Origin of the sequence: Minwuia thermotolerans (assembly GCF_002924445.1) — a bacterium.
Classification (GTDB): domain Bacteria; phylum Pseudomonadota; class Alphaproteobacteria; order Minwuiales; family Minwuiaceae; genus Minwuia; species Minwuia thermotolerans.
Genome location: NZ_PIGG01000073.1, coordinates 36,916 through 50,317, shown reverse-complemented (window position 1 = coordinate 50,317; position 13,402 = coordinate 36,916). Strand labels below are relative to the sequence as shown.

Annotated in this window: 12 protein-coding genes; 8 read left to right on the top strand and 4 right to left on the bottom strand. The window is 65.7% G+C overall.

The annotated features are described in order from the left end of the window. Nucleotides 1–10: 10 nt before the first annotated feature. Nucleotides 11–472: a pseudoazurin gene (locus tag CWC60_RS20995; RefSeq protein WP_109792444.1), complete on the bottom strand. Its 462-nt coding sequence runs from the start codon at nucleotides 470–472 to the stop codon at nucleotides 11–13. 407 nt (nucleotides 473–879) lie between these two features. Continuing rightward, nucleotides 880–1,908, bottom strand: a complete 1,029-nt coding sequence (locus tag CWC60_RS20990) for a ferritin-like domain-containing protein (RefSeq protein WP_206420082.1) — start codon at nucleotides 1,906–1,908, stop codon at nucleotides 880–882. 67 nt (nucleotides 1,909–1,975) lie between these two features. Here CWC60_RS20990 and CWC60_RS20985 point away from each other — a divergent pair, with 67 nt between their 5' ends. The 8 genes from CWC60_RS20985 (at nucleotide 1,976) to CWC60_RS20950 (ending at nucleotide 11,981) form a co-directional block, all read left to right on the top strand. Continuing rightward, the gene (locus CWC60_RS20985; protein ID WP_206420081.1) at nucleotides 1,976–4,231 is read left to right on the top strand and encodes a NosR/NirI family protein; all 2,256 of its coding nucleotides are present in this window, start codon (nucleotides 1,976–1,978) and stop codon (nucleotides 4,229–4,231) included. A 3-nt stretch (nucleotides 4,232–4,234) separates the two neighbouring features. Continuing rightward, nucleotides 4,235–6,151, top strand: coding sequence for a TAT-dependent nitrous-oxide reductase (nosZ, locus tag CWC60_RS20980; RefSeq protein WP_109795881.1), 1,917 nt, complete (start codon nucleotides 4,235–4,237; stop codon nucleotides 6,149–6,151). 5 nt (nucleotides 6,152–6,156) lie between these two features. Then, on the top strand, nucleotides 6,157–7,428 hold the full coding sequence (locus CWC60_RS20975; RefSeq protein WP_109795880.1) for a nitrous oxide reductase family maturation protein NosD: 1,272 nt from the start codon (nucleotides 6,157–6,159) through the stop codon (nucleotides 7,426–7,428). Next, on the top strand, nucleotides 7,425–8,342 hold the full coding sequence (locus tag CWC60_RS20970; RefSeq protein ID WP_109795879.1) for an ABC transporter ATP-binding protein: 918 nt from the start codon (nucleotides 7,425–7,427) through the stop codon (nucleotides 8,340–8,342). Before CWC60_RS20975 ends, CWC60_RS20970 begins: the two co-directional genes overlap by 4 nt. Continuing rightward, entirely contained in the window at nucleotides 8,339–9,154 is an 816-nt protein-coding gene (locus CWC60_RS20965) for an ABC transporter permease (protein ID WP_109795878.1), read from the top strand. Before CWC60_RS20970 ends, CWC60_RS20965 begins: the two co-directional genes overlap by 4 nt. Then, nucleotides 9,151–9,714 (top strand): nitrous oxide reductase accessory protein NosL, encoded by a 564-nt coding sequence (locus CWC60_RS20960; protein ID WP_109795877.1) that lies wholly within the window; start codon nucleotides 9,151–9,153, stop codon nucleotides 9,712–9,714. The genes CWC60_RS20965 and CWC60_RS20960 overlap by 4 nt, the downstream gene beginning before the upstream one ends. Continuing rightward, nucleotides 9,698–10,696, top strand: a complete 999-nt coding sequence (locus tag CWC60_RS20955) for an FAD:protein FMN transferase (protein WP_164516670.1) — start codon at nucleotides 9,698–9,700, stop codon at nucleotides 10,694–10,696. The genes CWC60_RS20960 and CWC60_RS20955 overlap by 17 nt, the downstream gene beginning before the upstream one ends. A gap of 142 nt (nucleotides 10,697–10,838) precedes the next feature. Beyond that, a complete protein-coding gene (locus tag CWC60_RS20950) occupies nucleotides 10,839–11,981 on the top strand; it encodes an NADH:flavin oxidoreductase/NADH oxidase (protein ID WP_109795875.1) in 1,143 nt (380 codons plus the stop codon). 156 nt (nucleotides 11,982–12,137) lie between these two features. On the opposite strand, the gene CWC60_RS20945 is transcribed toward CWC60_RS20950, so the two are convergent. Next, nucleotides 12,138–12,629 (bottom strand): hypothetical protein, encoded by a 492-nt coding sequence (locus tag CWC60_RS20945; RefSeq protein WP_109795874.1) that lies wholly within the window; start codon nucleotides 12,627–12,629, stop codon nucleotides 12,138–12,140. 8 nt (nucleotides 12,630–12,637) lie between these two features. Continuing rightward, nucleotides 12,638–13,402, bottom strand: coding sequence for a hypothetical protein (locus tag CWC60_RS20940; protein WP_109795873.1), 765 nt, complete (start codon nucleotides 13,400–13,402; stop codon nucleotides 12,638–12,640).

The following is a 13,402-nucleotide window of genomic DNA, read 5'->3' as shown; positions in this document are numbered from 1 at the left end:
GGCATCCGGTTCAGCGCGCGGCCAGCCGGTCGTCCATTTGCTGCAGCAGGGCGGACATGCGCTTGTCCGCCCGGCCCGGATGCTTCGCCTCGCGGATGGCGTCCAGGTTCGCCGTGGCGTCGCCGACCACGACAACGCCGACCATGCCCATGCCGTAGTGGGGCAGGCACTTGTAGCCGTAGACACCCTCCTCGGTGAAGGTCACGGTGACCGGCTTGTTCATCCGGCCCTTGAAAGCCTCGGCATTGGCGGGAAGCATGGACCTGATGGTTTCCGCGTTGTGGCCCTTGTCGGTGGGCAGGAAGGTCACGGTATCGCCTGGCTGGACCTCCAGATAGGCGGGCTCGAAGACCATCATGCCGTCCGCGCCGCGGTTCAGCATCTTGACCTCGAAGTCGGCGGCCGCGGCGGGCTGTACGGCGGCGGCGAGGAGACCGCCCAGCATGGCGGCGGCGATCAGGGTGCGTTTCATCTCGGGGTTCCTTTCGTCAATTGTCTTCGGGAAAAGGGGCGGCGGTCCCGCGGGAGCGAGGGGGAGGAAGTGCGGAACCGCCGGAGCGTCAGTCGTCAGCAACCCCCGACCGCGATCATGCTGGCGGCGCCGGGAAGAGCATTACGTAACGTGCTCATTTGGGTTCTCCTTGACGCCTGCGGTTGTTGGCGACGGACAAAACCTAAACGGCGTCTCGGCGCGTTGATTTGCGCTGCAGCAATTTCGAACCGGATTGTCGAGATCGACAGAGCAATCCGGGAATCCGGGCAATGAGGCAGGGTGGCGGGCTGGGGCGGCGCTGCACGCTGTCTGCAGGACGTCGTCGACCGTGCTCGGTCCGGTCGCTCCCGACATCGGACCAGAAGGCAGGCAGGCGAGCGGTTCACTCAGACCTCGTCCGACCGTTCCAGTCTGTCATTGATCAACGCGATCCGGCGGACAACGTCTTCAAGTGACGATTGCGCAAGGCTCATGATCTTTTCGTCTTCCGCGGCGATCAGAACGGATTCAAGCCGTTCGCTGAACCGCTCCAGCCGGGCCTGCGCTGTGGTCATAATGCCAGCGGCGCTGTTCGGAACCGGCGGCATGTCATCCGGCGAACTTTTCACCTCGTCCACCGCGGCGCGCGTCTTCGCCTTTTCCGCCATGCGCCGCACGTCATCGGCGGATCCCGCGGCGCCCAAGTCGTCCAGACGATCGGCCATAGCGGCGAACATCTCCGCGATCTCCGCTTCTTCCTCAACGATCAGCCGCGCAAGGGCCGCCTCTGTTTGGATATCGTCGAGTTCAGGGGTGCTTCGATGGCGTCCTTCGGCGCGATACGCAATCCGGCGCTGCGTGCGCAGTTTCGCTGCGTGCCGCAGTTCTTCCCGGGCCAGCATCTCGGCTTCGGCGGCAATCTTGCGGTCTTCGGCCCAGGCGCTCACATAGGCGTAGAAGGCGAAGGCCCGCTCCTCGTTGTCGACAGCGATGGCGAAGGCGCGATAGGGCGTCAGCAGGGCGCTGCCGGCCACCTCGTCCCAGCTTTCGGCGAGATCGGAAGGCAGGCGCCAGAAGAAGGACTCCGCCGCCGGCACGGGCTGGCCGAGATTGTCGGCCCAGCGCGAGACGTCGACGATATGGTGCTCCTCTTCGCCCGCCATGCCCTCGAACGCTTCGGCCGTCTCCGGCTCGCCACGGCGGCGAAATTCCTCCGCCAACCAGCGATAGCGTCTTTCGGCTTCATGTTCGAGCGCATTGGCGATGCCGACCAGTTCAGCCAGTGTAGCGACGCCGGTGTCCGGCGATTTGCTTAGCCTCGGCATGATCGAGCCCTTCCTGTTGCCGTTCTTCGAGGACCTGCCGGCACCCTCGCGCCACAACGCCCTCGGAAAACCTTCCCCCGGACTATTGCCCGTCGATTTGCGCCAGCGCAAATGGCGTCGGCGTCGGGGGATCGAAGGTTGCGTAACGATGACCGATCCGAGAGCATGAGGTGCTATGTTGCGTAGGGGCAGAGATCGAAACGATCCGGCCCGCTGGTTCAAGGGAATGCGGGCGAGTCTTCTGGCCTGCTTCGCCATTCTCCTTCTGGCGTCGTCCGCGACTGCGCAGACGACATCGCGCCTCGTCGGCTATCTCGACACGGTCGATCCCGCTTCCGTCGTGCCCGGCGCCGACCAGTTCGGCGCCCCGGAAGGCGCACCGCCTCTTGTTCCTGTACTGCGTGAGGGAGAAGTCGCCGGCTACGCCTATCTGACGTCGGATGTGGTCAACACCGCCGGTTATTCGGGGAAGTACATCGACGTTCTTGTCGGGCTCGATACCGACGGCACGATCGTCGGCGCACAACTCCTGGAGCACCACGAACCCATCGTGCTGATCGGCATTCCCGAGGCCAGGATCGAGACCTACATGTCCGAACTGGTCGGCTTCAATCCGCTGAAGGCCGCCGCGGCCGGCGAGGAGCCGCCGGACGTGGATATCGTCTCAGGCGCCACCGTCACCGTACTCGTTATCGGCGACAGCATCCTGCGCTCGGCCGCACGGATGGGCCGGCGCATTGCAGGTAGCCCAGATCCCGCGGACACCACGCGCCGCATAGTCGACCCCGACGCGGGCGAGGTGACGGACTGGTTGACGCTGCTCGGCAACGGGGCGATCCGGCGGCTCAGCATCTCCGTCGAGGACGTCAACCGGGCCTTCGAACAATCCGGCGGCGCGCGGGCGGCCGAGCGGCCCGAGAAGGGGCCGCCGGACGCTGTCTTCGCCGAAATCTATGTCGCCCTGGTCTCCCATCCTGCGATCGGCCGGTCGCTGCTGGGGGATGCCGGATTCGAACGGCTGCAGGGGCGGCTTGACGAGGACCAGTCGGCGATCCTGGTGATGGGCGAAGGCCGCTATTCCTTCAAGGGCTCCGGCTATGTCCGTGGCGGCATCTTCGACCGCATCCAGCTCACTCAGGGCGCGGAGAGCATCCGCTTCCGCGACAAGCAGCACGAGCGGATCGCGGACCTCGCGCCGGGCGACGCACCGTCGTTCAACGAAATCGCGCTGTTCCGCATTCCGGAGGATGCCCGTATACGGCCGGCCGAGACGTGGAGCCTGCACCTTCTGGTCCAGCGGGCCATCGGCGCTCTCGACAAGGCTTTTGTGACATTCGCGCTGGACTACCGGCTGCCGGCCCCCTACGCGCAGACGATCCGCAAGGCCACGCCCCCGCCTGATGGCCGGGGCGCGACAACCGAAGCCCCCGTGGCGCCGGCGCTGGACGAGAGCCCCGGTCAGGCCGAGACGCCGCTCTGGCAGCGCATCTGGCGCTCCAAGGTCGCCTCGATCTCCGTGCTCGTGGCCATGCTGGCGGCGCTGACCGCCATCTTCTTCTTCCAGGACATCCTGGTGAAGCGGCCAAAGCTGTTCGATCGGATCCGGCTGGTCTATCTCGGCGTCACCCTGGTCTGGCTCGGATGGGTCGCCAAGGCCCAGCTTTCGGTCGTCAACGTTCTGGCCTTTGCACAGGCGCTGCGCACCGATTTCCAGTGGTCCTATTTCCTCGCCGACCCGCTGATCTTCATCCTCTGGTTCTCGGTCGCGGCGGCGTTGCTGTTCTGGGGGCGCGGGCCGTTCTGCGGCTGGCTCTGCCCCTTCGGCGCGCTGCAGGAGCTGGCCAACCGGGCCGGGCGGCTGCTCAGGATCCCGCAGGTCAAGGTGCCGTGGGCGCTGCACGAGCGGCTCTGGCCGATCAAGTACATCATCTTCCTGGTGCTGTTCGGCGTTTCGCTGACGTCGCTCGCGCTCGCCGAGCAGCTGTCCGAGATCGAGCCCTTCAAGACCGCGATCATCCTGCGGTTCCTGCGGGACTGGTGGTTCGTGCTCTTCGCCGTGTCGCTGCTGGTGGCGGGCCTGTTCATCGAACGCTTCTTCTGCCGCTATCTCTGCCCGCTCGGCGCTGCGCTGGCCATTCCGGGACGGCTCAGGATGTTCGACTGGCTGAAACGCTACCGCGATTGCGGCAACCCCTGCATGCGCTGCCACAACGAATGCCCGGTCGGCGCGATCCATCCGGAGGGGCACATCAATCCGAACGAGTGCATCTCCTGTCTGCACTGCCAGGTGCTCTATCACCACGACCACAAGTGTCCGGTGATGATCCAGAAGCGCCTGAAGCGCGAGAAGCGGGCCGCCATGGCCTCGCCGAGCATGCGAGGCGCCGCCGCGGCGCCGCCGCGCACCGCTCCCACCCCCCAGGAAGGAGACTGAAAGATGAAACGGACGGAACAGGACGGGAAGGGCCTAAGCAGGCGCGATCTGCTGGGCGGAACGGCTTCGGCCGCGACCCTGGCCGGGCTGGCCGGCACCGCCGGTTTCGCCGGCGGCATGACCCTGACGTCGCGCGCGGCGCAGGCCGCCGCCGGCAAGGCGAGCGTCGGACCGGGCGAACTGGACGAGTACTATGTCTTCTTCTCCAGCGGCCAGACCGGCGAGATGCGGATCGTCGGCCTGCCTTCGATGCGCGAGCTGATGCGTGTGCCGGTCTTCAACCGCTGCAGCGCCACCGGCTGGGGCGACACCAACGAAAGCCGCAAGATCCTGACCGAGGGCTTGCTGCCGGAGACCCGCGAGTTCCTGAAGGACAAGGGCGGCGTCTACCTCAACGGCGATCTCCACCACCCGCACATGTCCTTCACGGACGGGACCTACGATGGCCGCTACGTCTTCATGAACGACAAGGCCAATTCGCGCGTGGCCCGCGTCCGCTGCGACGTCATGAAGTGCGACAAGATCATCGAGATCCCGAACATGGAAGCGGTGCACGGCCTGAGGGTGCAGAAGTTCCCGAAGACCGGCTACGTCTTCGCCAATGGCGAAGATCGCCTGCCGCTGCCGAATGACGGCTCCATCCTGGACGAGCCGGAAAAGTACCATGGCATCTTCACAGCCATCGACGGCGACACCATGGAGATCGCCTGGCAGGTGATGGTCGACGGCAACCTCGACAACGTCGATGCCGACTACCAGGGCAAGTACTGCTTCTCGACCTGCTACAACTCCGAGGGCGGCACCAATCTCGGCGAGATGATGGCCGCCGAGCAGGACTGGATCGTGGTCTTCAACATCGCCCGCATCGAGGAGGCGGTACGCAACGGCGACTTCACCGAGCACAAGGGCGTGCCCGTGATCGACGGCCGTCACGGCTCCCGCTACACGCGCTACATCCCCGTCCCGAACAGCCCGCACGGCATCAACACGGCGCCGGATGGGATCCATGTGGTCGCCAATGGCAAGCTGTCGCCTACGGTTACCGTGTTCGACGTTCGCCGTTTCGACGATCTGTTCGATGACAAGATCAAGCCGAGGGATGCTGTGGTCGCAGAGCCGGAACTTGGTCTCGGCCCGCTGCACACGGCCTTCGACGGACGCGGCAACGCGTACACGACGCTGTTCATCGACAGCCAGGTCTGCAAGTGGGACATGGCCAAGGCCATTCGCCGCTTCCAGGGCGAGGACGTCGATCCGATCCTCCAGAAACTGGATGTCCACTACCAGCCCGGCCACAACCATACCTCCATGGGCCAGACCAAGGAGGCGGACGGCAAATGGCTGATTTCGCTGAACAAGTTCTCCAAGGACCGGTTCCTCAACGTCGGCCCCCTCAAGCCGGAGAACGATCAGCTGATCGACATTTCCGGCGACGAGATGAAGCTGGTGCATGACGGGCCGAGCTTCGCCGAGCCGCACGACGCCACCATCGTCCACCGCTCCAAGGTCAACCCGGTGCATGTCTGGGACCGCAACGACCCCATGTTTGAGGACGCCAGGAAACAGGCCGCGGCCGACGGGGTCGATCTGGAGGACGCTGCCGACGTCATCCGCGACGGCAACAAGGTCCGCGTCTACATGTATTCGGTGGCGCCGTCGTTCAGCCTGGAGAAGTTCACGGTCAAGGAAGGCGACGAGGTCACGGTCTATGTCACCAACCTCGACGATATCGAGGATCTGACCCACGGCTTCGTGATGGTGAACCACGGTGTGTGCATGGAGGTGCCGCCGCAGGCGACGGCGTCCATCACCTTCACCGCAGGCCGGCCCGGTGTTCACTGGTTCTACTGCCAGTGGTTCTGCCACGCCCTCCACATGGAGATGAAGGGCCGGATGCTCGTCGAGCCGCGGGCGGCATAGGGTCGATGCGGCTGCTCGGGCGACATGCGGCCGGCTGGCCTGCGGCCCTGACGCTGGCGGTCGGGATGGCGTTCGCCGTCCCGGCCCCGGCGGCAGAGCAGGTCGTGGCTCCGGGTGACGACCTGGGCGTCCTCATCGAACAGGCGGCGGCCGGCGACGTGTTGAGTCTCGCCGCCGGCCGTCACGCCGGGCCGGTCGTCATCGACAAGAAGCTTTCCCTTCTGGGCCGTTCCGGCGCCGTGGTGGAAGGCGACGGCAAGGGGAGCGTCCTCACCGTGACCGCTCCGGGCGTCACCATCCGAGGGCTTACCATCCGGGGCTCCGGTGTGGACGTACCGGCCATGGATTCCGCCATCCTGGTCCGGCAGAGCGCACGCGGCGCGGTGATCGAGGACAATCGGCTGGAAGGCAACCTATTTGGTGTCTATCTGCATGGCGCGGCGAAGTCGGTCGTGCGGGCCAACACGATCGTCGGCCGCGACGACCTCAGGCTCTCGGAGTCCGGCAACGGGGTCTCGATATGGAATGCGCCCGGCGCGAAGGTCATCGGCAACAACATCCGCTACGGACGCGACGGGATCTTCGTCAACATCAGCAAGCGCAACGAGTTCCGCGACAACACCTTCGCCGACCTGCGCTTCGCCATTCATTACATGTACACCCACGACAGCAAAGTCATCGGCAACGTCTCGCGCGGCAATCATGTCGGCTGGGCACTGATGTTCTCCGATCGTCTGGAAATCCGAGACAATGTCAGCGTCGACGATCGAGATCACGGGCTGCTGCTCAACTACGTCAACAACTCCCAGATCACCGGTAACGTCGTGCGCGGCAGCAGAAACAAGTGCCTGTTCATTTACAACGCACACAAGAACCGGGTCGCCGGCAACCACTTCGAGAATTGTCCCATCGGCATCCATTTCACTGCCGGTTCTGAGCGGAACGACGTGTATGGCAACGCCTTCGTCGCCAACCGGACCCAGGTCAAGTATGTCGGCTCGCGCAATGTGGTCTGGAGCCATGAGGGCCGAGGCAACTACTGGAGCGACAACGCCGCGTTCGATCTGGACGGGGACGGTGTCGCCGACCGTCCCTACCGCCCCAACGACTTGGTCGACGACGTATTGTGGCGCTATCCGCAGGCGAAGCTGCTGCTCAACAGCCCCGCGATCGACCTGCTCCGCCTGGCGCAGTCACAGTTCCCCGGACTGCTACCGGGTGGCGTTGTGGACATGGCGCCGCTGATCGACCCGCCCGACATCGGAGGCTCCGAATGAACGCCGTCGTCGCCCTGGACGCCGTCTCCAAGAACTACGGCCCCGTTGCCGCGCTGGAGAGCGTCAGCCTGGACCTCGTCGCCGGCGAGACCGTGGCGCTGGCCGGTCACAACGGCGCCGGCAAGACCACCCTCATGAAGCTGGCGCTCGGCCTGGCACGGCCGAGTTCGGGCACGATCCGTGTCTTCGGCCAGGATCCGGCCGGGCGTCACGGGGCCCGTGCGCGGCGCCGCGTCGGCTTTCTGCCCGAAAGCGCCGCCTTCCACGGCGCCATGACCGGGCTCGAATTGCTCGCATTCTACGCTCGGTTGAAGCGTGCGCGCGTCGAACCGCTCGAGGAACTGCTGGAACGGGTTGGCCTCGACCATGCGGCCAACCGGCGCGTCGGCACCTATTCCAAGGGCATGCGCCAGCGACTGGCGCTGGCCCAGGCACTGATCGGTGAGCCAGGACTGCTGCTGCTCGACGAGCCGACTTCCGGCCTGGATCCTGATTCAAGAATGCAGGTCTACGACACGATCGACCGTCTGCGGGCCGAGGGCTCGACGATCCTGATATCGACCCACGCGCTGGCGGAGATCGAGAGTCATGCCGACCGGGTGGCCCTGCTTCATCGCGGCAAGCTACTTGCAGCGGGCGAACTACAGGCGCTGCGCCGCAAAGCTGCCCTACCGTCTCGCATAACCCTTGTGGTCAGGCCTTGCCACACCGAACGGGTGCTGTCGGCGCTCACTGTCCGCGCCGAGGTGCGGGCCCGGAGTGAAGAGCGGCTGGTACTCGCCGTGCCCCACGCCGACAAGATCGCCGCGTTGCGCGACATCGCCGGCCTGGGTGAGGCAGTGACCGACATCGAAATCACCGAGCCGGGGCTGGAAGCGCTCTATCACAGCCTGACGCGGGAGGACGGCCGATGACGCCGCTCGTCACCATCGCGGGTCAGGAGATCCGCGCCGGCATCCGTAATCGCTGGGTGCTGGCGATGACGCTCCTGCTGGCGGCGCTCGCCCTCAGCCTGGTGCTGGTTGGCAGCGCGCCGACGGGAGCGGTCGGGGCCTCCCCGCTCGCCGTCGTTATCGTCAGCCTGGCCAGTCTGACCATCTTTCTGGTGCCGCTTGTCGCGCTCATGCTCTCATTCGACGCCATCGTCGGGGAGGCCGAACGCGGCACATTACTGCTGCTGATGGCCTATCCGATCTCCCGCTGGCAAATCGTGGCCGGCAAGTTCGCCGGCCATGTCGTCATCCTGGCGCTGGCGACGACCGTCGGATACGGGGCCGCAGGCGTTGTCCTGTGGCTGAACGCGGGCGCGGAGGCCGGCGCGTGGGGCGCGTTCCTGGCCCTGATCGGCACCTCCATCCTGCTGGGCGCCGTGTTTGCCGCGCTTGGCGCACTTGCCAGTGTTCTGGTGCGAGAGCGAGCAACCGCGGCCGGGCTGGCGGTCGGCCTGTGGCTCGTGCTGGTGCTGCTCTACGACGCGGCTCTCTTGGGGCTGCTGGTGGCTGACCAGGGCCAGTACGTCACGGAAGCGCTGCTCGACACGTTGCTGCTGTTCAATCCGGCCGACGTCTACCGGCTGATCAACCTGGCCGGCCATGAGGCCGTTGCGCAAGTCGCCGGAATGACCCTCTCGGGCCATTCCCTTCTGGCGCTCTACGGCGTGCTGGCCGCCTGGGTGGCCGTCCCGCTGGGCCTCGCCATCCTGTTCTTCGAGAGGAAACAGCCGTGAAATCCTTCAGCTACTTGCCGTTTGTTCTGGCGGCGTTTCTCGTGCTGGCTGCCTGCGAGGAGGAATCAGGCGCGGCAAGCGCTGTCGCGCCGCAAGAGCCGGGGCCGGAGGATGTCGGCCACTACTGCGGCATGATCGTGGAGAATCATTCCGGGCCGAAGGGGCACATCTTCCTGTCCGATCAGACGGAGCCGCTCTGGTTCAGTTCGATCCGCGACACCCTGGCTTTCACGATGCTGCCCGAAGAGCCCGACAACATCGCCGCCATCTTCGTCAATGACATGGGCCAGGCGAAGAACTGGGACAACCCGGAGCCCGGCAGCTGGGTCGCCGCGCGCGAAGCGCACTACGTCATCGGCAGCGACGCGCGCGGCGGCATGGGCGGGCCGGCGATCGTGCCCTTCGGTGACCTGACTGCGGCGAAACGGTTTGTCGAAGAACGCGGCGGCAGCATCCTCGCGTTCGATGAAATCCGGCAGGAGATGGTGCTCGGTCCGGCTGACGAGGGCGTTAGCGAAACTTCTGAGACAGGCGGAGGCAGTCATGAACGGACACAGTAGCGCCCACTCGTCTCTCAGTCGTCGGCGTTTCATCGGCATTGCTGGCGCGGCCGCCGGCCTGAGCTTGCTGCCCGGTGGAGTCCCGGCCGCCCGGGCCCGGACCTTTCACTGGCGGGGCGTCGCGCTGGGAGCGGACGCTTCGATACAGATCATTCATTCTCACGCGCGCGAGGCGCGCCGGATCATCGATCTCGCAGTGGCTCAGATCGAACGGCTCGAGGCGATATTCAGTCTCTACCGGCCCGACTCAACGCTCCGGCGGCTGAATCGGGACGGTCGCCTTTCGGAACCGCCGATGGAACTTCGCGACTTACTGGCCAGGGCGGCGGTCGTGAGCGAGGTGAGCGGCGGCGTCTTCGACGTCACCGTGCAACCGCTTTGGGAACGGCTGGCTCGTCACTTCGCCGAGCAGCCGGATTCTGACACTCTGCCCGAGTTGGACGGGACATTGGCGCTCGTCGACTGGCGCGGTGTACGGATCGATGACCATGAGATCGTCTTTGACCGGTCAGGTATGGCGGTCACGCTGAACGGCATCGCGCAAGGCTATATCACCGACCGCGTGGCCGAGTTGCTGCACCGCAACGGCGTCGATCGCATTGCTCTCGATCTTGGTGAGACCCGAGCCATCGGACGCTCGGCCGATGGTGATCCGTGGCGGGTCGGCATCCCGGACCCGATGCGGCCCTCTCGACTGATCGGCCGGCTCGACGCGTCGGATCGGGCCATCGCGACCTCAGGCGGATACGGCCTGCTGTTCGACCGAGGCGGCCGGGTCAGCCATCTGATGAATCCCCGGAACGGTGAGACGGCGCCTGCCGACCGCAGCGTGACCGTGGTCGCCGGGGAGGCATGCCTGGCGGACGCCTGGTCGACCGCATTCGCATTGATGGAAACCGGCGCGGTCGGCGAGAAGGCTCGGGGTGCCGGACTGGAGGTCTATCTCGCCGGGGCGGAGGGCACCCTGTATCGGGTTGCCTGACCATCTGGGCTGCCCCGCCGAATTGGTCGACTCTGACAAGCCTTGCATACGCTTCGAACGACGATATGAACGTGCATAGCTGGCGAGCATGTCGTTCTTCCAGATGCTCTTCGTACATTGACAGTTTCTGGAGATTGCTCGCGTGACCGACCTGTTCACCCCATTTACTCTCAAGGACATAACGCTTCGCAACCGCATCGCGATGTCGCCGATGACGATGTACCGGTCGGTCGAAGGCCGGATGACGGATTTCCATGTGATGCTCATGGGATCGCGCGCGGCCGGCGGCTTCGGGCTGGTATTCCCCGAGCAGATCGCCATCACGCCGGACGGACGGACAAGCACGAGTTGCGCCGGCATCTATGACGATACGCAGATGGAGGGCTTGAGCCGCATCGCCGAGATCGTGAAGGACATGGGCGCGGTTCCGGCCATTCAGCTTGGACACACCGGCCGCAAGGGCAGCGAGAACAAGCCCTGGGAAGGCAAGATCCAGCTTCCGGCCGACGATCCGCATGGCTGGAAGGTGCGCGGCCCCTCGGCCATTCCCTATGGCGGCCGCTATACGCATCCCGTCCAGGAACTCAGCGTGGATGAGATCAGGGAGATTCATGGGGCCTACGCCGACGCCGCGCGCCGGGCCCTCGATTGCGGCTTCGAGTGGCTCGAGATGCATTTTGCGCACGGCTATCTGGGCGCCAGCTTCTTCTCCCCCCTGGCCAATCAGCGCACGGATGATTATGGCGGTAGCCTGGAGAACCGGCTCCGTTTTCATCGCGAGGCGCTGGATGCCGTCCGCGCGGTCTGGCCCGAGCGGCTTCCCCTCACGGTGCGGCTGGGCTCCGACGATTTCAACCGGGATGGCGTGAAGTTCGATGATGCGGTCTGGGCGATTTCGGCGTTGAAGGCGCACGGGCTGGATTTCGCGGATATCAGCCTGGGGCTGAATACCGATGCGATGCAGGATGTTCCCTTCGACGAGGTCGGCTTCATGGTCGAGCGGACCACGCGCGTGCGCCGGGAGGCCGGCATCCCGGTCGGAGTGAGCTGGAATCTGGGCATTCCGTCCGAGGCCAACCGGGTGATCGCCGAGGGGCTGATCGATGTCGTCTTCCTGGGCCGGCCTGCGTTGGCGAATCCGCACTGGCCCGTCATGGCGGCGCGGGAACTGGGACTTGAAGATCCCCTGACGCTCATGCCCGAGGACTGGTCCTGGTGGCTTCGCCGCAGACCGAAGCCCGAGGGCTCGCTGGGCTGGCCGCCCGTTTCCGGGAAGGTGCAGTAGGAGCTCTCCGTACAGCCGGTCGACCCGAAGAAGCGAGCAGTCCGGCCCTCACTTGATCTTAACCCTCGCCGGCGAAAGACGGTGCGATGGTGGATGCTGTCCGCCAGTGCGTCGAGTGTGCGGACGGGAGTCGTTCAGCTTCCCGCTCGGCCCCGCCTATTTCGCCAGCAGGTCGATCTCGTTGGACAGGGCGTCGGCCTTCGAGCGCAGGGTCTGCAGTTCCCGGCGGAGCTTCGCGGCCTCGCCTGCATTTCCGGATGCTTCGGCCGCCGCCGTGCGGAATTCGTTGTCCCGCAGTTCCCGGTCGAGCGCCGTGATCCGGTCGCGCATCGCCTGTTCCTTCTCCCGGGTGATGCGGTTCTGCTCGCGCGCCCGGGCGATGGCGCTCTCCTGGCGGGCCAGCTCCGCGTTCAGGGCGGCGATCTCCTGCTCCTGGAGTTCACGCTCCTCCTCCAGGGCTTCCCGGTCGCTCTGCAGGCCGATGCGGGCGTCCGTCGCCGCCTGCTGGCGCTGCTCGGCTTCCTGCACCCGCCGTTCGGGACCGCCCGAGACCGCGTCGGCCTTCTGCTGCTGATAGGTGGCGCAGCCGGTCCCCGCCAGGACGGGAATGGCAAGAACGGTGGCAAGCGTGATTGTGCGGAATGTCATTGGCGGCCTCATCCGATCCGTACGGCGCGGTCGATTTCCTCAAGCGCGTCGCGTTCGCGCTCCAGGGCCGCGATCTGCTGGTTCATGTCGCGGATCTCGGCCTCGAGCTGACGAGTGTCGCGGCCGACGCCCTCGAGTTGCTCGGCAACCTCGTAGTAATTGTCCCGCTCCTTCCGGAGTTGTGCGAGGGTGTCGTCCATCACGTCGATATTGCTCTGCAGGCGCTGACTTTCCTCCTCCAGCATCTCCTCGCGCACTTCGTTCTTCGCCACCTTGAGGCGGACATCCTGCAGCCGTTCCCGGTTCTCGGCCACGACCTTCTGCGAGGTCTCCACCAGCTTGCGCAGCTTGACGTTCTTTTCCTGGATTTCCTCGGTGACCAGGTCGATTTCGCGGACCTGCCGCCGGGCGGCCTCCTGGCGCTTCGCGACCAGATAGCCATCGACGGCGCCATAGGCGGCGCCGATGCCGGCCATCACCGCGCACTGGCCCATGTTGTCGCTGCCACCCAGCAGCGCGGCGGCGACGCACAGCCCGCCGAACAGCAGGGCGTTTGTGGCGGCGCCGCCGGCGACGGTCTCGTTGAAGACTTCCGCATCCTCGCGGAGCTGGCGCTCCTCTTCGCTGAGATCCTCGTCCCCGCCCGACGACGCGAAATCGAACAGTCCCTGCCGCTGTCCGTCGGCGTTCTGGGCGCAGCCGGCCAGGGCAAGCGCGGCGGCGAGCAGCCCGGCCGCGATCAGTCTGCCGAAAAGGGGAAGAACACTGTGCAT

What these genes read in the sequence shown, in the direction of transcription:
- CWC60_RS20995 (WP_109792444.1), bottom strand. Translation starts at nt 472, where the DNA reads ATGAAACGCACCCTGATCGCCGCCGCCATGCTGGGCGGTCTCCTCGCC.
- nosZ (WP_109795881.1), top strand. Translation starts at nt 4,235, where the DNA reads ATGAAACGGACGGAACAGGACGGGAAGGGCCTAAGCAGGCGCGATCTG.
- CWC60_RS20975 (WP_109795880.1), top strand. Translation starts at nt 6,157, where the DNA reads ATGCGGCTGCTCGGGCGACATGCGGCCGGCTGGCCTGCGGCCCTGACG.
- CWC60_RS20945 (WP_109795874.1), bottom strand. Translation starts at nt 12,629, where the DNA reads ATGACATTCCGCACAATCACGCTTGCCACCGTTCTTGCCATTCCCGTC.
- CWC60_RS20955 (WP_164516670.1), top strand. Translation starts at nt 9,698, where the DNA reads ATGAACGGACACAGTAGCGCCCACTCGTCTCTCAGTCGTCGGCGTTTC.
- CWC60_RS20970 (WP_109795879.1), top strand. Translation starts at nt 7,425, where the DNA reads ATGAACGCCGTCGTCGCCCTGGACGCCGTCTCCAAGAACTACGGCCCC.
- CWC60_RS20940 (WP_109795873.1), bottom strand. Translation starts at nt 13,402, where the DNA reads ATGCACAGTGTTCTTCCCCTTTTCGGCAGACTGATCGCGGCCGGGCTG.
- CWC60_RS20965 (WP_109795878.1), top strand. Translation starts at nt 8,339, where the DNA reads ATGACGCCGCTCGTCACCATCGCGGGTCAGGAGATCCGCGCCGGCATC.